Genomic DNA, 18,745 nt, shown 5'->3' on the forward strand with positions numbered 1-18,745 from the left:
ACCTAACCATTTTAGGCTAACTGACTGAAAGCGGATGAAAAACCAGAAGGTTCTGAAGATGGGGAGAATGCCCGGCAACCGAACGGCACCGGGCATGTGAACTTACTTGCTAATCTGCGCGTGCATTTCCTGCACTGAAATCACCTTCTCGGTGGCATCCGCGTTCAGCGCCATGGCCGTCGCGAAACCGCCGTTCAGGGTGGTGTCGTAGTGCACTTTGTACTGCAGCGCGCTGCGGCGAATCAGCTTGGAATCTTCAATCGCCTGGCGGCCTGCGGTGGTGTTGATGATGTAGGTGTATTCGCCATTCTTGATACGGTCCTGAATGTGCGGACGACCTTCATGCACCTTGTTCACCAAGACGCGGGTTGATACCGGCTTCACCCAGCACAATCGCCGTACCGTGGGTGGCATCCAGTTCGAAGCCCTGTTTCAGCAGCTTGGCGGCCAGGTCAACCACGCGCTCTTTGTCGCCTTCACGAACGGAGAGCAGCGCACGGCCTGATTTTCTCATGGTGGAGCTACTGCCCAGCTGCGCCTTCGCGAACGCTTCTGCGAAGGTGCGGCCCACGCCCATCACTTCCCCGGTAGAGCGCATTTCTGGCCCTAACAGCGGGTCAACGCCAGGGAATTTGTTGAACGGCAGCACCACTTCTTTCACCGAGTAGTACGGTGGGATAATCTCTTTGGTCACACCCTGCTGCGCCAGCGTCTGGCCCGCCATCACGCGCGCCGCCACTTTCGCCAGCGGTACGCCGGTGGCTTTGGAGACGAACGGTACAGTACGTGCCGCACGCGGGTTCACTTCAATCAGGTAGACTTCGTTGTCTTTCACCGCGAACTGGACGTTCATCAGGCCGCGAACCTGCAGCTCGAAGGCCAACTTCTGCACCTGCTGGCGCATCACGTCCTGAATCTCCTGGCTCAGGGTGTACGCTGGCAGAGAACAAGCGGAGTCACCGGAGTGCACGCCCGCCTGCTCGATGTGCTCCATGATGCCGCCAATCAGCACCATTTCGCCGTCGCAGATGGCGTCAACGTCCACTTCCACCGCGTCGTCGAGGAAGCGGTCGAGCAGCACTGGCGCATCGTTGGAAACGCTCACTGCAGTCTGGAAGTAACGGCGCAGGTCGGCTTCGCCGTAGACGATTTCCATCGCGCGGCCGCCCAGCACGTAGGAAGGACGCACCACCAGCGGGTAGCCTATCTCTTTCGCCTTCTCAACGGCCATTTCAATGGCGGTCACAGTGGCGTTCGCAGGCTGCTTCAGCTTCAGACGGTCAACCGCCTGCTGGAAACGCTCGCGGTCTTCCGCACGGTCAATCGCGTCCGGGCTGGTGCCGATAACCGGCACGCCTGCTGCTTCCAGCGCGCGCGCCAGCTTCAGCGGGGTCTGGCCGCCGTATTGCACGATAACGCCTTTTGGCTTCTCGATGCGCACGATTTCCAGCACGTCTTCCAGCGTCACCGGCTCGAAGTAGAGGCGGTCAGAGGTGTCGTAGTCGGTCGATACGGTTTCCGGGTTACAGTTGACCATGATGGTCTCGTAACCGTCTTCACGCAGCGCCAGGGAGGCGTGCACGCAGCAGTAATCGAACTCGATGCCCTGGCCGATACGGTTTGGACCGCCGCCCAGCACCATAATCTTGTCGCGGTCGACGGACGGATTCGCTTCGCACTCGTCTTCATAGGTGGAGTACATGTAGGCGGTGTCAGTTGAGAACTCTGCCGCACAGGTGTCCACGCGCTTGTAGACCGGGTGCAGGTCGTACTGGTCGCGCAGCTTGCGGATTTCCGCTTCACGTACGCCCGCCAGCTTAGCCAGACGCGCATCGGCGAAGCCTTTACGCTTCAGCACGCGCAGGAAGTCAGCGTCCAGACCGGTGATGCCCAGCTCAGCGACCTGTTCTTCCAGACGCACCAGCTCTTCAATCTGCACCAGGAACCAGCGGTCGATGTTGGTCAGGTTGAACACGCCGTCGACGGACAGGCCCGCACGGAAGGCATCGGCGATGTACCAGATGCGCTCTGCGCCTGCGTCTTTCAGCTCTCGGCGGATTTTGGTCAGCGCTTCCGGGTCGTCCAGGCTAACTTTCGGGTCGAAGCCGGTCGCGCCCACTTCGAGGCCGCGCAGCGCTTTCTGCAGGGATTCCTGCTGCGTGCGGCCAATCGCCATCACTTCACCGACAGATTTCATCTGGGTGGTCAGACGGTCGTTCGCGCCCGCAAATTTCTCGAAGTTAAAGCGAGGAATTTTGGTCACAACGTAGTCGATGGACGGTTCAAAGGAGGCAGGCGTGCGGCCACCGGTGATGTCATTCATCAGCTCGTCGAGGGTATAACCCACCGCCAGTTTCGCCGCCACTTTCGCAATCGGGAAGCCGGTCGCTTTAGAGGCCAGCGCGGAGGAACGGGACACGCGCGGGTTCATTTCGATAACAATCAGACGGCCGGTTTTCGGGTTCACGGAGAACTGTACGTTAGAACCGCCGGTTTCCACGCCGATTTCACGCAGTACCGCCATCGAGGCGTTACGCATGACTTGATACTCTTTGTCGGTCAGGGTCTGGGCTGGCGCAACGGTGATGGAGTCACCGGTGTGGATACCCATCGCATCGAAGTTTTCGATGGAGCAGACGATGATGCAGTTGTCGTTTTTATCACGCACCACTTCCATCTCGTACTCTTTCCAGCCAATCAGCGATTCATCAATCAGCAGCTCTTTGGTTGGGGAGAGATCCAGACCGCGTTCGCAAATCTCTTCGAACTCTTCGCGGTTGTAGGCGATACCGCCGCCGGTGCCGCCCATGGTGAAGGATGGACGAATGATGCACGGATAGCCCACGTCAGCCGCGACGGCCAGCGCTTCTTCCATGTTGTGTGCGATACCGGAACGCGCGGTGTCGAGGCCGATTTTCTTCATCGCCACGTCGAAGCGGCGACGGTCTTCTGCTTTATCAATCGCGTCGGCGGTCGCGCCAATCATGGTCACGCCGAACTCGGCCAGCACGCCCTGACGCTCCAGCTCCAGCGCGCAGTTCAGCGCCGTCTGGCCGCCCATGGTTGGCAGCACCGCGTCCGGACGCTCTTTCTCGATGATTTTACGCACCACTTCCCAGTGAATCGGCTCGATGTAGGTTGCATCAGCCATTTCCGGGTCGGTCATGATGGTCGCCGGGTTAGAGTTCACCAGGATAACGCGGTAACCCTCTTCACGCAGGGCTTTACACGCCTGCGCGCCGGAGTAGTCGAATTCGCAGGCCTGGCCGATGACGATCGGGCCAGCGCCAAGGATCAGGATGCTTTTTATGTCTGTACGTTTTGGCATTGTCTTCTCGGCTCCTGATTATTTAGCGGTCTTACGGTATTGCTCGATAAGTTCGATGAAGTGATCAAACAGCGGCGCGGCGTCGTGTGGGCCCGGGCTGGCTTCAGGGTGGCCCTGGAAGCTGAACGCTGGCTTATCGGTACGATGAATGCCCTGAAGGGTGCCATCGAACAGCGACTTATGGGTCACGCGCAGGTTAGCCGGCATAGAGGCTTCATCGACGGCAAAGCCGTGGTTCTGCGCGGTGATCATCACCGTGTTGTTATCGATGTCCTTCACCGGGTGGTTACCACCGTGGTGGCCGAACTTCATCTTAACGGTGTTCGCACCGCTCGCCAGCGCCAGCAGCTGATGGCCAAGGCAGATGCCGAATACCGGGATGTCGGTTTCCAGGAAGGACTTGATGGCGGCGATGGCGTAATCGCACGGCGCCGGGTCACCAGGACCGTTGGACAGGAAAATACCGTCCGGATTCATCTTCAGCACGTCTTCGGCAGACGTTTGTGCCGGCACCACCGTCAGGCGGCAGCCGCGGTCAACCAGCATGCGCAGGATGTTGCGCTTGGCGCCGAAATCGTAGGCCACCACGTGGAACGGCAGCTCGCTCTCTTTTTTCGCTTCCGGCAGGTCGCCTTCCAGCGTCCAGCTACCCTGCGTCCAGCTGTAGGCCTCAGCGGTAGTCACTTCTTTCGCAAGGTCCATGCCGTTCAGGCCCGGGAAGGCTTTCGCTTTTTCCAGCGCCAGCGTTGCATCGAGGTTGTCACCCGCGATGATACAGCCGTTCTGTGCACCCTTCTCGCGCAGCAGACGCGTTAACTTACGGGTATCGATATCGGCAATCGCCACAATGTTATGGCGCTTCAGGTAAGAAGAGAGGTCTTCGGTATTGCGGAAGTTGCTGGCAATCAGCGGCAGGTCGCGGATGACCAGGCCTTGCGCATGTACCTGAGAAGATTCTTCGTCAGCAGCATTGGTGCCGACATTGCCGATATGAGGATAAGTAAGAGTAACGATTTGGCGAGAATAGGAAGGATCAGTGAGGATTTCTTGATAACCGGTCATTGAAGTATTGAAAACGACTTCCCCAACCGCCGAACCTGTTGCCCCTATGGCCCGACCGATAAACTGGGTTCCGTCTTCCAGAACCAATAGCGCTGACTTAATCAAAACACCCTCCAGAGAATATTCACTCACTTTATTTGCATATTAATTCACAACCACGTCATAAATCAATGCAAATGTGTTGCCAGCGGATTTTTGGCAAACGGCGGCATTCTGGGGATTTGGTGGGTAAAAGTCAACTCAAAACGGATATTTTGTTTATTCTTTTGCGAGCCTGGCGGCTGGAATGCGATTTAACGGGCAAAAAGATCAGGCAAATCATTCTGGAAAACGCTTGCGCGTTAAGTTTAATGGGAATTTCGTGCGCGGGGCAATAAAAAGTGGACCATATGGTCAAAATTTACAATTGTGTAACGCAAAACAGAGAGAAAAGATATTTTTTTAAAGCTTTAACAGAATAACACTCACAAAGAAGATAAAATAAAAGGGCAATAAATTATTGCCCTATGCAATCAATACATTACGACTGCAATAACCACATCACGATGGGTAATAATGCTTACAAATTGTTGAGATCGAGTACATCTCGCATATCAAAAAGACCATTATGCTTGCCTTTCAACCACAACGCGGAGCGCACTGCGCCATTTGCAAATGTCATTCGGCTAGATGCCTTATGCGTGATCTCTACGCGTTCGCCGATATCGGCGAACATCGCGGTATGTTCGCCGACGATATCGCCTGCTCGAACAGTTGCGAAACCAATGGTTCCCGGAACGCGTTCGCCCGTATGACCTTCGCGAGAATAGACCGCGATGTTTTTTAAGTCTTTATCCATTGCATAAGCAATCGCTTCGCCCATTGCCAGCGCCGTGCCTGATGGCGCGTCGACTTTATAGCGGTGATGCGCTTCAACAATTTCAATGTCGGTATAGTCGCCCATCACTTTCGCCGCCTTTTCCAGCAGCTTCAGCATCACGTTAACGCCTACGCTAAAGTTGGCAGCGAAGACGATCGCAATCTCGTTTGATGCCTCCTGAATGGCTTGTTTACCCGCCTCGTCAAAACCGGTGGTGCCAATCACCATCCCTTTACCGTTCTGACGGCAAAACGCCAGGTGATTCAATGTGCCTTCAGGGCGCGTAAAATCGATGAACACGTCAAAGTCATCTTTTACCGCCTCCAGGCTGCTCTGCACGGTTACGCCCGTGTGGCCTGCACCCGCCAGCTCACCCGCATCGGTGCCAAGTAGTGATGAACCTGCACGTTCCAGCGCCGCGCCAAGTGCCACACCATCCATCTGTAGCGCCGCCTGAATCAGCTGACGGCCCATACGTCCACCCGCGCCCGCAATAGCGACACGGATCTGTGCATCATGCATAGTTATTCTCTTACGTTAAAATGATGTAAACCGTTTTCAGATTAACCAGCCTTCGCTGAGGCTGCCAACTGAAAACACCGATAATTAGAATTTAACGTGAAACCGACTTAAATATCAGTAAAAGACATGATTTTGTGGTCACGATAAAGTAACGGGTAAAAAAAAGGCCAGCACAGGAGGTGCTGGCCTTTCATCAGAAGAGGGATTATTCCACTTCGCGGGCATCAATTCGCAGTTCTTTCGGAACTTCAAATACGATGTTCTCTTCACGCCCTTCCAGCGGAACCGCGTCGCCACCGCCCAGTTCCTGCAGACGGGTAATCACGTTCTGCACCAGGATATCCGGCGCGGAAGCACCTGCGGTAACGCCAACGCAGGCCGCATTTTTGACCCACGCTTCCTGAATGTCCGTCGCATCGTCAATCAGAAACGCCGCTTTCCCCATCCGCTGCGCCAGTTCGGCCAGACGGTTGGAGTTAGAGGAGTTTTTGGAGCCGACAACCAGCACCACATCCGCCTGTTCAGCCAGCGCACGCACCGCTTCCTGACGGTTAGTGGTGGCGTAGCAGATGTCATCCTTACGCGGCCCGACGATTTTCGGGAAGCGCTGGCGCAGGGCGTCAATCACGTCAGAGGTATCGTCTACGGAGAGCGTGGTCTGGGTCATAAACGACAGTCGCGCTTCGTTTTTCACGTTCAGCGTAAAGACATCTTCAGGCGACTCGACCAGATACATCCCCCCTTCAGGGTTGCTGTACTGTCCCATGGTGCCTTCAACTTCCGGATGACCGGCATGACCAATCAGAATCGACTCTTCACCACGACGACTGGCGCGCGCCACTTCCATATGCACTTTTGTCACCAGCGGACAGGTGGCATCGAATACGGTCAGATCGCGGCTTTTCGCCTCGTTGCGTACCGCCTGAGAGACGCCGTGCGCGGAGAAGATCAGGATCGCACCGTCCGGCACTTCGCTGATCTGCTCAATAAAGATTGCGCCGCGCTCGCGCAGGCTGTCGACCACGTAGCGGTTATGCACCACTTCGTGACGCACATAAATCGGCGCGCCGTAAATCTCCAGCGCGTTTTCAACAATGCTGATAGCGCGGTCTACCCCGGCGCAGAAGCCGCGCGGGTTAGCCAACAGGATCTGCATTTTACTCCTCCAGTGCCGGATCGATCTCCAGCACTTCGACATCAAAATGAACGGCACGCCCGGCAAGCGGATGGTTGAAATCGACGGTGATAGAATCGCCGTTGATTTCGCGGATCACGCCAGGCATTTCGCTGCCGTCCATAGCAGTAAAGAGCATAATCGCCCCGATTTCTGGTTCACCCGCGTCCATGAACTCACGACGCGAGAAATACTGGATCAGGTCCGGGCTTGGCACGCCAAATGCCGCATCCGGCTCCAGCGAAAACGCTTTTTTCTCGCCCTCTTTCAGACCCAGAAGCTGTTGCTCAAGACCTTCAGAAAGTGAGGTATCGCCAAGACGAAACAGGGCCGGTTTGCCGTTATTGCGGGTGGATTCAGCCGTGGAGCCGTCATCCAGCTTCAGCGTGAAGTGAACGAGAACCGCGCTGTTGCTCTGTACGGATTTAGACATACACATTGCTCTTTAATGGTGTCTCGCCTGTGTGCCGGGTGACGCGTAGCGATCCCGGCCTACAAGTGTCGGCATATTCGGTAAGCCGGGATCGCTACGCGTCACCCGGCTGGTTTTGTTACACCTGCTCTTTCGCCGCCGGTTTCGGCAGGAAGCCTTCCAGCACGATTAACGCCGCACCGATACAAATTGCCGTATCGGCCAGGTTAAAGGTCGCGAAGTGCCAGTCGCCGACGTAGAAGTCGATCATATCGACCACAAAGCCGTGCCACAGGCGGTCAAACAGGTTACCCAGCGCGCCGCCAATTATCAGCGCATAGGCGATGTTATTCAGCTTTTGCGTGGCCTTCGAGCGGTACATCAGCACCGCCAGGATCACGCAGATACCGAGAGCGATACCCGCGAAGAACCAGCGCTGCCAGCCACCGCTGTCGGCAAGGAAACTGAACGCCGCGCCGTAGTTACGGGCGTAGTGCAGGTTAAGCGACGGGAACAGCGGAACCGTATCCCCCAGAGCAAAATTCTGGAGGATCAGGAACTTGCTGCCCAGATCGATAATCAGCACCACCACAACCAGCCACAGCCAGCGCAGTCCTGTTGAACAGAGAGTTTTACTCATCAGGCAAACTTACGTTTTTCGCCGTCACCGGCGACGTTGCTTACACAGCGTCCGCAGATGTCTGCGTGTTCCGCCACCTGGCCAACATCGGTGGTGTAATGCCCGCAACGCGGGCATTTCTCACCGTCGGCTTTGCTCAGTGCGACTTTCAGGCCTTTGAGCAGTTCACTCTGCTGAGCATCAGCAGTAGCGTCGGCATAATCCGCAACTTTCGCACCGGAGGTCAACAGGACAAATCGTAATTCATCGCCCAGCGCGGTCAGTTTTGCCGCCAGCTCCGGTTCCGCGTACAGGGTCACTGCCGCTTCCAGAGAGCCACCGACTTTCTTGTCAGCACGCGCTTGCTCGATAACCTTGTTCACTTCGCCGCGCACTTTCAGCAGCTCGTCCCAGAAGGCGTCGTTCATTGCTTCAGTACTGGAGAGATCGAACAGACCTTCGTACCACTCGCCCGTGAAGACATACTTCTCTCGGTCACCTGGCAGATAGCCCCAGATTTCATCCGCGGTGAAGGACATGATCGGTGCCATCCAGCGCACCAGCGCTTCTGCAATGTGGAACAGAGCGGTCTGGCAGCTACGACGCGCCACGCTGTCCGCTTTCGCGGTGTACTGGCGGTCTTTGATGATGTCGAGGTAGAACGAGCCCATCTCAATGGAGCAGAAGCGCATCAGGCGCTGCACCACTTCGTGGAAGTCGTAAGACTCATAGGCTTTCAGGATATCGTCCTGCGCCGCTTTCGCGCAGCCTACCGCCCAGCGGTCCAGCACGACCATCTCTTCCGGTTTCACCATATCTTTCACCGGATCGAACCCGTTCAGGTTCGCCAGCAGGAAGCGCGCGGTGTTACGGATACGACGATAGCTGTCGGCAGCACGTTTCAGGATCTCGTCAGACACCGCCATTTCGCCGGTGTAATCGGTGGATGCCACCCACAGACGCAGAATGTCTGCGCCCAGTTTGTTCATCACATCCTGCGGAGAAACGGTGTTACCGATGGACTTGGACATCTTACGGCCCTGACCATCCACGGTGAAGCCGTGAGTCAGTACCTGGCGGTAAGGTGCTTTACCCTTCATGGCGGTGGAGATCATCAGGGATGACATGAACCAGCCGCGGTGTTGGTCAGAGCCTTCCAGATACATGTCGGCAGCGTGACCGGCAAACTCAGGACGCACATCAACCACGGAGGAGTGGGTAGACCCGGAGTCGAACCACACGTCCAGGGTATCCGGCACTTTCTCGTAGCTGTCTGCGTCAGCGCCCAGGATGTCGCGCGAGTCGAGATCCCACCACGCCTGAATGCCGTCAACTTCGACGCGCTTCGCCACTTCTTCCATCAGTTCCAGCGTGTTCGGGTGCAGCTCCTGCGTCTCTTTATGCACGAACAGAGACATCGGCACGCCCCAGGTACGCTGACGGGAGATACACCAGTCAGGACGGTTAGCCACCATGGATTCGATACGCGCCTGGCCCCAGTCAGGGATCCACTGCACGCCTTTGATCTCTTTCAGAGACTGCTCGCGCAGGCCTTTCTGATCCATGCTGACGAACCACTGCGGGGTCGCACGGAAGATGATCGGCGACTTGTGGCGCCAGCAGCACGGATAGCTGTGCTGCATTTTTTCAACGTGCAGCAGCGCGCCGCTGGTGCGCAGCATGTCAACGATGATGTCGTTCGCTTTGAAGACGTTGATACCGTCCAGCGCCGGGTAGGTGCCTGGCAGATAAGAGCCGTCCGGGCCAACCGGGTTAGCGATTTCCAGACCGTATTTCAGACTGATGTTGTAATCGTCAGGACCATGGCCACCGGCGGTATGTACCGCACCGGTACCCGCTTCCAGCGTTACGTGGTCGCCCAGGATCGCCGGAACGTCGAAGTCCAGGAACGGGTGTTTGAAGCGCATCAACTCCAGCGCGTCGCCTTTCACGGTGCCCAGCACGGTGTAGTCGGCGATGTGCGCGCGTTTCAACACGCTTTCAACCAGATCTTTCGCCAGGATAACCGCCTGACCGTCAATCTGCACCAGCGCGTATTCGAACTCACCGGACAGGGAGATCGCGCGGTTCGCAGGGAGTGTCCACGGGGTGGTGGTCCAGATCACCAGAGAGATCGGGCCGTTAACGGCGGAGACGCCAAATTTAGCCTTCACCGCATCCTGATCGACGGCATGGAACGCCACGTCGATAGATGGAGAGGTTTTGTCGTAATACTCCACTTCCGCTTCTGCCAGCGCAGAGCGGCAGTCCACGCACCAGTGCACCGGCTTCGCGCCTTTGTGCAGGTGTCCGTTACCGATGATTTTACCCAGCGCACGGATGATGTTGGCTTCGGTTTTGAAGTCCATGGTCAGGTACGGGTGCGACCAGTCGCCCAGCACGCCCAGACGGATGAAGTCAGCGCGCTGACCGTCAACCTGCGTAGCGGCGTATTCGCGGCACTTCGCACGGAACTCGGCGGCGGTGAACTTCTCACCCGGCTTGCCAAACTCTTGCTCCACTTTCAGCTCGATTGGCAGACCGTGGCAGTCCCAGCCCGGAACGTAAGGCGAGTCATATCCCGTGAGGCCTTTGGACTTCACGATAATGTCTTTCAGAATCTTGTTAACCGAGTGACCAATATGAATGCTGCCATTCGCATATGGAGGGCCATCATGCAGAATGAAGGTTTTTTTGCCTTTTTTGGCTGCACGAATGATGCCGTACAGGTCATCATCGGTCCAACGCGCCAGCATTCCCGGTTCACGCTTGGCGAGATCGCCGCGCATCGGGAACCCTGTTTCCGGCAAATTCAGGGTTGATTTATAGTCACTCATCAGATTCTCGGTTCCGTATTTATCACGTAGGCAGTTAAGCCGGTTCTAAAGCCCAAAAAACTCGCGGGCCGTCAATTCATCTCGCGCAATTTGCGCTTTGAGTTCATCCAGCGAACCAAATCGCTGCTCGTTGCGTATCTTTTTACGCAGTATTACATCTATATGGCGACCATAAAGGTCCATTACAACGTCCAGCAGGTGCACTTCTAACTGTTGACGCACACCGGCAACGGTAGGACGCGTGCCGATATTGGCGACACCGTAAAACGGTTTATCGCCCAGTCCAGCCACTTCTACCGCATACACCCCTTTAACCGGGGAGACCTGACGACGCAGCGGTATATTCGCCGTCGGGAAACCTATCGTGCGGCCCAGCGCATCGCCATGCACCACGCGGCCAGAGATGGTAAACGGATGACCCAGCAAGTTTTCTGCGGTGTCCAGTTCATCATTGGCCAGCGCCTGGCGTACCGCCGTGCTGCTGACGCGCACGCCGCCTTCACAGAAAGTCATTGCGCTGGTGACGTCAAATCCGTACTCCAGACCAGCCTTCTGTAATAGCAAGAAATCGCCCTGACGACCAGCGCCAAAGCGGAAATCATCACCCACGGCAAGAAACTGCACGCCAAGACGCTTCACCAGCAGGTCGCTGACAAACGTTTGTGCTGTCAGTGCGGCAAAGCGGCGATCGAAACGCACGCACAATACGTAGTCCACGCCGGACTCTGCCAGATAGCGCAATTTCTCGCGCAGGCGAGTCAGACGAGCGGGAGACTTTTCGCCCGCAAACAGCTCAAGCGGCTGCGGCTCAAAAATCATCACCACAACGGGCAGGCCACGAGCCTCCCCTTCTTTACGCAATCCCTGCAACAGCGCCTGATGACCACGATGCACGCCGTCGAAATTACCAATGGTCAGCACGCACCCATGCGGGGCTTTGCTGAGATTATGTATGCCGCGTATCAGCTTCATGTCTGGCTCAAAACAGTGAAAATCGCCAAAGTATACCTTGTACAGCGGTTAAGGTTAACCGGCGATTGTTCACGCAAAACAGAAAGCCGTAATGATTTCATCAGGCTGACCTTTCACAGCGAAAAAATCTGTCCGGGAACTGCGATTTTTATGCCGAAAGGCTGTATTCACGGAAGACAAGCTGGTAGAATCCTGCGCCATCACTACGTAACGTAGCGTCGCTAATTAACGGCGCTTATTTGCACAAATCCATTGACAAAAGAAGGCAAAGAGGGCATATTCCTCGGCCTTTGAATTGTCCACATAGAACATATTTGGGAGTTGGACTTGGCTAATATCAAATCAGCTAAGAAACGTGCCGTTCAGTCTGAAAAGGCTCGTAAGCACAACGCAAGCCGTCGCTCTATGATGCGTACTTTCATCAAGAAAGTATACGCAGCAATCGAAGCTGGCGACAAAGCTGCAGCGCAGAACGCATTTAACGAAATGCAACCAATCGTGGATCGTCAGGCTGCTAAAGGTCTGATCCACAAAAACAAAGCAGCGCGTCATAAAGCAAACCTGACCGCGCAGATCAACAAACTGGCTTAATCGCTACTTGTTGTTGCTTGTTTAAAGAACCCGCTTAACGCGGGTTTTTTTATGCCTTCAGATTGCCGGTGGCGTAAACAGTGCCGAGTAATCACGGTTGCAGATACGCTGCACCGCCGGGTGCTGAATCATTCTTTCGGCGAATATCGCGTGGTACTCCTCCATCACGTTATCTACCCTGCCAATCTCCGTAATCTTGTCGTCTGAATAGAGATCGTGCGCGTACAGCGTTGGCGCAACGAAGATCGCGTTATGCGCTTCGCCAAAGGCTTTCATTAACGCGGCGTCGTCGAACTCACCGAGTATTTCCACGTTCAGCCCCTGCGAGTTAAACCAGTTCAACAGCTTGCGTCCGAGCATGGAGCGCCTTCCCGGCACCAGCAGGCGACGCTCTTCCAGGCACGCGGGGAACGGTTTTTCCGGTGGCGGGTTAATGCACCAGAAGCTGACGCCGCATTCGCCAATTTTTACTGAGAACAGCCCTTCCTGCTGGGTGGAGTCGATCGGGCAGTCCGAGATAATCATGTCCAGCTTATGCTGGCTCAGCTGTTCCAACAGCATCTCGTGAGTGGATTCAAAGCAGCGCAGGTGGATTTGCTCATCTTCTACCACCGCCGCATCCAGCACGCCGCTCACCAGCCGTTTCGACAGCGCATCCGCCACACCCACGTCAAAGAGCAGGTTCGACTCTTTGCGGTAGTTGACGATGTCCAGCATCTCCTGGCTCAGGGTGAACATCTTGTCAGCATAGCGAAACACCAGCTCGCCCAGTTCGCTGGGTTCAATGCCGCGACCTTTACGCTTGAACAACTTGCCCTGCAGACGCTCTTCTAGCGCCTTGATTTGCCCGGTGATGGTTTGCGGCGTCAGGTAGAGCGCCTCTGCCGCCCCCACCACCGAGCCCTGTTTATAGACGTGCCAGAAGTAGTACAGATGGTTGTAATTTAAATGAGACATCGCGTGTTCTCTCCCTGAGTGTGTATCGGGAGAAGGAGCCCCTCCTCCCGGTTTCCTGTTATGCCTGAACAGCCTGTCCGGGCAATTTCGCCTTCAACAAGGTATAACCGATGACCGCAGCCAGTAATGACCCGATGAGAATGCCGAGTTTTGCCCAGACGATAAGCTCAGGCGCATGCGCCCCAAACGCCAGCGTCGAGATAAAGATCGACATCGTAAACCCGATTCCGCAGAGCACGCCCACGGCCATAATCTGCTTAAACGTAGTGCCATTCGGTAACGACGCCAGCTTCAGTTTAATCGCCAGCCAGCAAAAGAGGCTGATCCCCAATGGCTTACCGATAAACAAGCCAGCAATGATGCCCAGCGGCAGCACGGATGTCAGACCGTCCAGCGTCACGCCGCCGAGGGAAACGCCCGCGTTGGCAAACGCAAACAGCGGCAGGATCATAAAGGCGACCCACGGATGCAGCACATGCTCCAGCTGTTTTGCCGGAGATTTGCCATCCTGCGGCTTAAGCGGCACAAGGAAGCCCACAATTACCCCCGCCAGCGTGGCATGCACGCCCGATTTCAGCACCGCCGTCCAGAGCACCATCCCCACCAGGATGTAGATACCAATGCGGCGGACGTTAAAGATGTTCAGCAGTGCCAGCACTGCAATCGCCCCAGCGGCCACGCTCAGCGACAGGATTGACAGATCGCTGGTATAGAACAGCGCGATTATAACGATAGCACCCAGGTCATCGATGATCGCCAGCGCCATCAGGAAGATTTTTAGCGCCACCGGCACGCGGCTACCCAGCAGGGCTAATACACCAAGGGCAAAGGCGATATCCGTCGCAGCCGGAATAGCCCAGCCGTGGCGCGCCATCGGATCCTGCCAGGTGAAGGCCAGGAAGAGCAGCGCCGGAACGACCATCCCACCGAGCGCGGCAATCACCGGGAATGCGGCACGCTGGCGGCTGGCAAGCGAGCCCAACACCAGTTCACGCTTGACCTCAAGCCCCACCAGCAGGAAAAACACCGCCATCAGCGCATCGTTGATCCACAGCAGCATGTTCTTGTTGATTTCCAGCGCCCCGACCTTCAGCTCAACGGGCGTTTCCAGAAATGCATGGTAGAGATCGCGCGTTAATCCTAAATTCGCCAACACCATCGCGGCAGCTGCAGCAATAATCAGGATCACGCCACCGGACGCTTCACTGCTAAAGAAACGGTGTAGTAATTTCATTTAAGTTCTCTCTTTTACAACAATACCTCGATAAAACCATAATACCAAGCCAAACAACTCGGCAAAAACAGATTAATATTGAGTATAGATTCAGTTTTACCGAGCTATACCTTCAAATAGAAAAAGCCCGGAATCGCTTCCGGGCTTTTTAAGGACACTTAACAGCTAACGGATTAGCGCGTTAAATCATCGAAGAATTTTTTGACGCCATCGAAGAAGCTTTTGGAGCGCGGGCTGTTTTTCTCACCCGTCGGGCCGCCAAAGCTTTCCTGCAGCTCTTTCAGCAACTGTTTCTGTTTGTCGTTCAGGCCAACCGGCGTTTCCACGACGACGCGGCACAGCAGGTCACCCTGCGCACCACCGCGAACGGATTTAACGCCTTTCCCGCGCATGCGGAACAGTTTGCCGGTCTGAGTTTCGCCTGGTACCTTCAGATTTACGCGACCATCCAGCGTCGGCACTTCGATTTCACCGCCCAGCGCCGCCATCGCGAAGTTGATCGGCACTTCGCAGTACAGGTTGTTGCCTTCACGCTCAAAAATTGCGTGCTGCTTCACCTGAACCTGAACGTACAGATCGCCTGCTGGCGCGCCATGCTCGCCCGCTTCGCCTTCACCTGCCAGACGGATGCGGTCGCCCGTATCAACGCCAGCCGGGATTTTAACGGACAGGGTTTTCGTTTTCTCAACGCGACCGTGGCCGTGGCATTTGGTGCACGGATCTTTAATCAGCGTACCGCGACCGTGACAGTGCGGACAGGCCTGCTGTACCGCGAAGAAGCCCTGGCGCATCTGCACCTGACCGGAACCGTGACAGGTTGGACAGGTCTGTGGCTGCGTACCCGCTTTCGCGCCGCTGCCATGGCAAACGTCACACTCTTCCAGCGTCGGGATGCGGATCTCTTTGGTGACGCCGCGAACGGCCTCTTCCAGCGTCAGATCCATGTTATAACGCAGGTCCGCGCCGCGCGCTGCGCGCTGACGACCACGCCCACCGCCGAAGATGTCGCCGAACACATCGCCAAAGATATCGCTGAAATCAGCGCCACCGCCAAAGCCGCCGCCACCGAATCCGCCGCCACCCATGCCGCCCTGTTCAAAGGCTGCGTGACCATACTGGTCATAGGCCGCACGTTTTTGTGCATCGGTCAGGACTTCGTAGGCTTCTTTGATCTCTTTAAATTTGGCTTCAGCCTCTTTGTCACCCTGGTTACGGTCCGGGTGGAATTTCATGGCCAGGCGCTTATACGCCTTTTTGATTTCACGCTCTTCCGCTGTTTTGGAAACGCCTAAAATCTCGTAATAGTCTTGCTTAGCCATCTTTTTTATCTGCCCCTAACATGCGTGCACGGGCGGAGAGGAAACCTCTTCGCCCGTGCCAGTAATTACCCGTTCAAAGGGCGATTATTTTTTGTCTTTCACTTCTTCGAACTCAGCGTCGACAACGTCGTCGTCTTTCGCGTTGTTCGCAGATGCATCAGCGCCCGCCTGCTGTTGAGCGTGCTGCTGCTGAGCGATTTCCATCAGCTTCTGGGAAGCCTGCGCCAGCTCCTGCATCTTCGCTTCGATATCCGCTTTATCTTCACCTTTCAGTGAGGTTTCCAGCGCAGTCAGTGCAGCTTCGATAGCAGTCTTGTCTTCCGCTGGCAGTTTATCGCCTGCTTCTTCAACCTGCTTACGGGTGCTGTGCAGCAGATGGTCACCCTGGTTGCGGGTCTGAACCAGCTCTTCGAATTTACGGTCTGATTCCGCGTTAGCTTCGGCATCACGAACCATTTTTTCGATTTCCGCTTCGTTCAGGCCAGAAGATGCCTTGATGGTGATCTTCTGCTCTTTACCGCTGTTTTTGTCTTTCGCAGACACGTGCAGGATACCGTCAGCATCGATGTCGAAGGTGACTTCGATCTGCGGCATGCCGCGCGGTGCCGGGTTGATACCGTCCAGGTTGAACTGACCCAGAGATTTGTTATCCGCCGCACGCTTACGCTCACCCTGAATCACATGGATGGTTACCGCAGACTGGTTGTCTTCAGCGGTAGAGAACACCTGACTGTGTTTCGTCGGGATGGTGGTGTTTTTGTTGATGAGCGCAGTCATCACACCGCCCATGGTTTCGATACCCAGAGACAGCGGGGTAACGTCCAGCAGCAGTACGTCTTTCACTTCACCGGTCAGTACGCCACCCTGAACCGCAGCACCGATTGCGACCGCTTCGTCCGGGTTAACGTCTTTACGTGGCTCTTTACCAAAGAACTCAGCCACTTTCTTCTGAACCATTGGCATACGGGTCTGACCACCCACCAGGATAACGTCCTGGATGTCAGACACGGACAGGCCAGCGTCCTGCAGTGCAACTTTCAGCGGCTCGATGGAACGGTTCACCAGATCTTCTACCAGGCTTTCCAGTTTCGCACGGGTCACTTTGATGTTCATGTGTTTAGGACCGGTCGCGTCTGCAGTGATGTACGGCAGGTTCACGTCGGTCTGCTGAGCGGAAGAAAGCTCGATCTTCGCTTTCTCAGCGGCTTCTTTCAGGCGCTGCATCGCCAGCGGATCGTTACGCAGGTCAATGCCCTGATCTTTCTTGAACTCGTCAACGAGGTAGTTGATCAGACGGGTATCGAAGTCTTCACCACCCAGGTGGGTATCACCGTTGGTTGCCAGAACTTCGAAGGTTTTTTCACCGTCAACTTCGTCGATTTCGATAATAGAGATATCGAAGGTACCACCACCCAGGTCGTAAACCGCGATAGTGCGGTTGCCAACTTCTTTATCCAGACCGTAAGCCAGCGCAGCCGCGGTTGGTTCGTTGATGATACGTTTTACTTCCAGACCTGCGATACGGCCAGCATCTTTGGTTGCCTGACGCTGAGCATCGTTGAAGTAGGCAGGTACGGTGATAACAGCTTCAGTTACCGGCTCACCCAGGTAATCTTCAGCGGTTTTCTTCATTTTCTTCAGCACTTCAGCAGAAATCTGCGGTGGTGCAGTTTTGGTGCCTTTCACATCAAGCCATGCATCGCCGTTATCTGCCGCGATGATTTTGTAAGGCATGATGGAAACGTCACGCTGAACTTCTTCGTCCTGGAAGCGGCGGCCAATCAGGCGTTTGATCGCAAACAGGGTGTTTTGCGGGTTTGTCACTGCCTGACGTTTAGCCGGCTGACCAACCAGAGTTTCACCATCCTGGGTATAAGCAATGATAGAAGGCGTGGTGCGATCGCCCTCGGCGTTCTCCAGCACACGTGCAGTAGTGCCATCCATAATCGCTACACAAGAGTTGGTAGTACCCAGGTCGATACCAATAATTTTACCCATCTAAACGTCTCCACTAAAAATTCAGTCAACATGTGGTTGTGTACCTGTAATAAGGGCAGAACGTGCTTTTTCAACTGCCCAGATTTGATTTTTTTCAGGTCCACACACTGCGGTTGCTTACAAGATGGGGTCGCAACGGCATCCATCAAGGGGGACGTATAAAAAAAATTTTAATTTCCCCCTGATGAGATCATAGACGGCATCGATTGCGCCCCTTATTATGCCGCGCCCCGTCAGGGAGTATTGACGCGGGTTTAACCATTTCACCATATAAATGATGATTTTTTTGAGGACTTATGGGCAACACTAAGTTGGCTAATCCGGCTCCGCTGGGCCTGATGGGTTTTGGCATGACCACTATCCTGCTGAACCTGCACAACATCGGGATGTTCCCGATGGATGGCATTATTCTGGCGATGGGCATTTTTTACGGCGGTATCGCGCAAATCTTCGCGGGCCTGCTGGAATATAAGAAAGGCAACACCTTCGGCTTAACCGCCTTTACCTCTTACGGCTCTTTCTGGCTGACGCTGGTTGCCATTCTGCTGCTGCCTAAAATGGGCCTGGCAGACGCGGCAAACGCGCATTTCCTGGGCGTTTACCTGGGTCTGTGGGGCGTATTCACCCTGTTCATGTTCTTCGGCACCCTGAAAGGTAACCGCGCGCTGCAGTTCGTCTTCCTGAGCCTGACCGTGCTGTTCGCCCTGCTGGCCATCGGCCACCTGGTGGATAACGAAGGCATCGTACACGTTGCGGGCTGGATTGGCCTGGTGTGCGGCGCAAGCGCTATCTACCTGGCAATGGGCGAAGTGCTGAACGAACAGTTCGGCCGCACCATTCTACCGATTGGTGAAAAACACT

Annotated in this window: 13 protein-coding genes and 2 pseudogenes; 2 read left to right on the forward strand and 13 right to left on the reverse strand. The window is 55.4% G+C overall.

The window, feature by feature from the left end; translation table 11 throughout:
- Positions 1 to 102: 102 nt before the first annotated feature.
- From carB to ENTMO_RS26370, 9 genes and pseudogenes are all read right to left on the reverse strand, one after another.
- Positions 103 to 3,328 (reverse strand): annotated as a pseudogene (gene carB, locus ENTMO_RS23685) (carbamoyl-phosphate synthase large subunit).
- A gap of 18 nt (positions 3,329 to 3,346) precedes the next feature.
- Positions 3,347 to 4,495 carry a glutamine-hydrolyzing carbamoyl-phosphate synthase small subunit gene (carA, locus tag ENTMO_RS0102750; RefSeq protein WP_010427050.1) on the reverse strand — a complete coding sequence of 383 codons (1,149 nt, stop codon included), beginning with the start codon at positions 4,493 to 4,495 and terminating at the stop codon, positions 3,347 to 3,349.
- Between the two features lie 454 nt (positions 4,496 to 4,949).
- Complete coding sequence (gene dapB, locus ENTMO_RS0102755; protein ID WP_010427052.1) at positions 4,950 to 5,771, reverse strand: 4-hydroxy-tetrahydrodipicolinate reductase; 822 nt, start codon at positions 5,769 to 5,771, stop codon at positions 4,950 to 4,952.
- A gap of 205 nt (positions 5,772 to 5,976) precedes the next feature.
- A complete protein-coding gene (gene ispH, locus ENTMO_RS0102760) occupies positions 5,977 to 6,927 on the reverse strand; it encodes a 4-hydroxy-3-methylbut-2-enyl diphosphate reductase (protein ID WP_010427054.1) in 951 nt (316 codons plus the stop codon).
- 1 nt (position 6,928) lies between these two features.
- Positions 6,929 to 7,378, reverse strand: coding sequence for an FKBP-type peptidyl-prolyl cis-trans isomerase (fkpB, locus tag ENTMO_RS0102765; RefSeq protein WP_010427056.1), 450 nt, complete (start codon positions 7,376 to 7,378; stop codon positions 6,929 to 6,931).
- A 118-nt stretch (positions 7,379 to 7,496) separates the two neighbouring features.
- A complete protein-coding gene (gene lspA, locus ENTMO_RS0102770) occupies positions 7,497 to 7,997 on the reverse strand; it encodes a signal peptidase II (protein WP_010427058.1) in 501 nt (166 codons plus the stop codon).
- Positions 7,997 to 10,813 (reverse strand): isoleucine--tRNA ligase, encoded by a 2,817-nt coding sequence (gene ileS, locus ENTMO_RS0102775; RefSeq protein WP_010427061.1) that lies wholly within the window; start codon positions 10,811 to 10,813, stop codon positions 7,997 to 7,999. The genes lspA and ileS overlap by 1 nt, the downstream gene beginning before the upstream one ends.
- A 45-nt stretch (positions 10,814 to 10,858) precedes the next feature.
- On the reverse strand, positions 10,859 to 11,785 hold the full coding sequence (gene ribF / locus ENTMO_RS0102780; protein WP_010427064.1) for a bifunctional riboflavin kinase/FAD synthetase: 927 nt from the start codon (positions 11,783 to 11,785) through the stop codon (positions 10,859 to 10,861).
- Between the two features lie 7 nt (positions 11,786 to 11,792).
- Positions 11,793 to 12,011, reverse strand: a pseudogene (locus tag ENTMO_RS26370) (DUF2575 domain-containing protein).
- Between the two features lie 101 nt (positions 12,012 to 12,112).
- On the opposite strand from ENTMO_RS26370, the gene rpsT reads away from it, so the two are divergent.
- On the forward strand, positions 12,113 to 12,376 hold the full coding sequence (gene rpsT, locus ENTMO_RS0102785) for a 30S ribosomal protein S20 (protein WP_003856458.1): 264 nt from the start codon (positions 12,113 to 12,115) through the stop codon (positions 12,374 to 12,376).
- Positions 12,377 to 12,433: 57 nt separating this feature from the next.
- Here rpsT and nhaR read toward each other — a convergent pair whose 3' ends face one another.
- The 4 genes from nhaR to dnaK form a co-directional block, all read right to left on the reverse strand.
- The gene (gene nhaR, locus ENTMO_RS0102790; RefSeq protein WP_003856462.1) at positions 12,434 to 13,333 is read right to left on the reverse strand and encodes a transcriptional activator NhaR; all 900 of its coding nucleotides are present in this window, start codon (positions 13,331 to 13,333) and stop codon (positions 12,434 to 12,436) included.
- 58 nt (positions 13,334 to 13,391) lie between these two features.
- Positions 13,392 to 14,567, reverse strand: coding sequence for a Na+/H+ antiporter NhaA (gene nhaA, locus ENTMO_RS0102795; RefSeq protein ID WP_010427067.1), 1,176 nt, complete (start codon positions 14,565 to 14,567; stop codon positions 13,392 to 13,394).
- Positions 14,568 to 14,740: 173 nt separating this feature from the next.
- Positions 14,741 to 15,886: a molecular chaperone DnaJ gene (gene dnaJ / locus ENTMO_RS0102800; RefSeq protein WP_010427068.1), complete on the reverse strand. Its 1,146-nt coding sequence runs from the start codon at positions 15,884 to 15,886 to the stop codon at positions 14,741 to 14,743.
- An 84-nt stretch (positions 15,887 to 15,970) separates the two neighbouring features.
- The gene (dnaK, locus tag ENTMO_RS0102805; protein WP_010427070.1) at positions 15,971 to 17,884 is read right to left on the reverse strand and encodes a molecular chaperone DnaK; all 1,914 of its coding nucleotides are present in this window, start codon (positions 17,882 to 17,884) and stop codon (positions 15,971 to 15,973) included.
- A gap of 296 nt (positions 17,885 to 18,180) precedes the next feature.
- Here dnaK and satP point away from each other — a divergent pair.
- Positions 18,181 to 18,745 (forward strand): acetate uptake transporter (gene satP, locus ENTMO_RS23690; protein WP_010427072.1); only part of this gene is annotated, 565 nt, incomplete at its 3' end.

Source organism: Enterobacter mori LMG 25706 (assembly GCF_000211415.1).
Classification (GTDB): Bacteria; Pseudomonadota; Gammaproteobacteria; order Enterobacterales; family Enterobacteriaceae; genus Enterobacter; species Enterobacter mori.

Excerpts from the sequence above, each read along its gene's own strand:
- dapB (WP_010427052.1), bottom strand. The coding sequence starts at position 5,771 with ATGCATGATGCACAGATCCGTGTCGCTATTGCGGGCGCGGGTGGACGT.
- ispH (WP_010427054.1), bottom strand. The coding sequence starts at position 6,927 with ATGCAGATCCTGTTGGCTAACCCGCGCGGCTTCTGCGCCGGGGTAGAC.
- fkpB (WP_010427056.1), bottom strand. The coding sequence starts at position 7,378 with ATGTCTAAATCCGTACAGAGCAACAGCGCGGTTCTCGTTCACTTCACG.
- lspA (WP_010427058.1), bottom strand. The coding sequence starts at position 7,997 with ATGAGTAAAACTCTCTGTTCAACAGGACTGCGCTGGCTGTGGCTGGTT.
- ileS (WP_010427061.1), bottom strand. The coding sequence starts at position 10,813 with ATGAGTGACTATAAATCAACCCTGAATTTGCCGGAAACAGGGTTCCCG.
- ribF (WP_010427064.1), bottom strand. The coding sequence starts at position 11,785 with ATGAAGCTGATACGCGGCATACATAATCTCAGCAAAGCCCCGCATGGG.
- nhaR (WP_003856462.1), bottom strand. The coding sequence starts at position 13,333 with ATGTCTCATTTAAATTACAACCATCTGTACTACTTCTGGCACGTCTAT.
- nhaA (WP_010427067.1), bottom strand. The coding sequence starts at position 14,567 with ATGAAATTACTACACCGTTTCTTTAGCAGTGAAGCGTCCGGTGGCGTG.
- dnaJ (WP_010427068.1), bottom strand. The coding sequence starts at position 15,886 with ATGGCTAAGCAAGACTATTACGAGATTTTAGGCGTTTCCAAAACAGCG.
- dnaK (WP_010427070.1), bottom strand. The coding sequence starts at position 17,884 with ATGGGTAAAATTATTGGTATCGACCTGGGTACTACCAACTCTTGTGTA.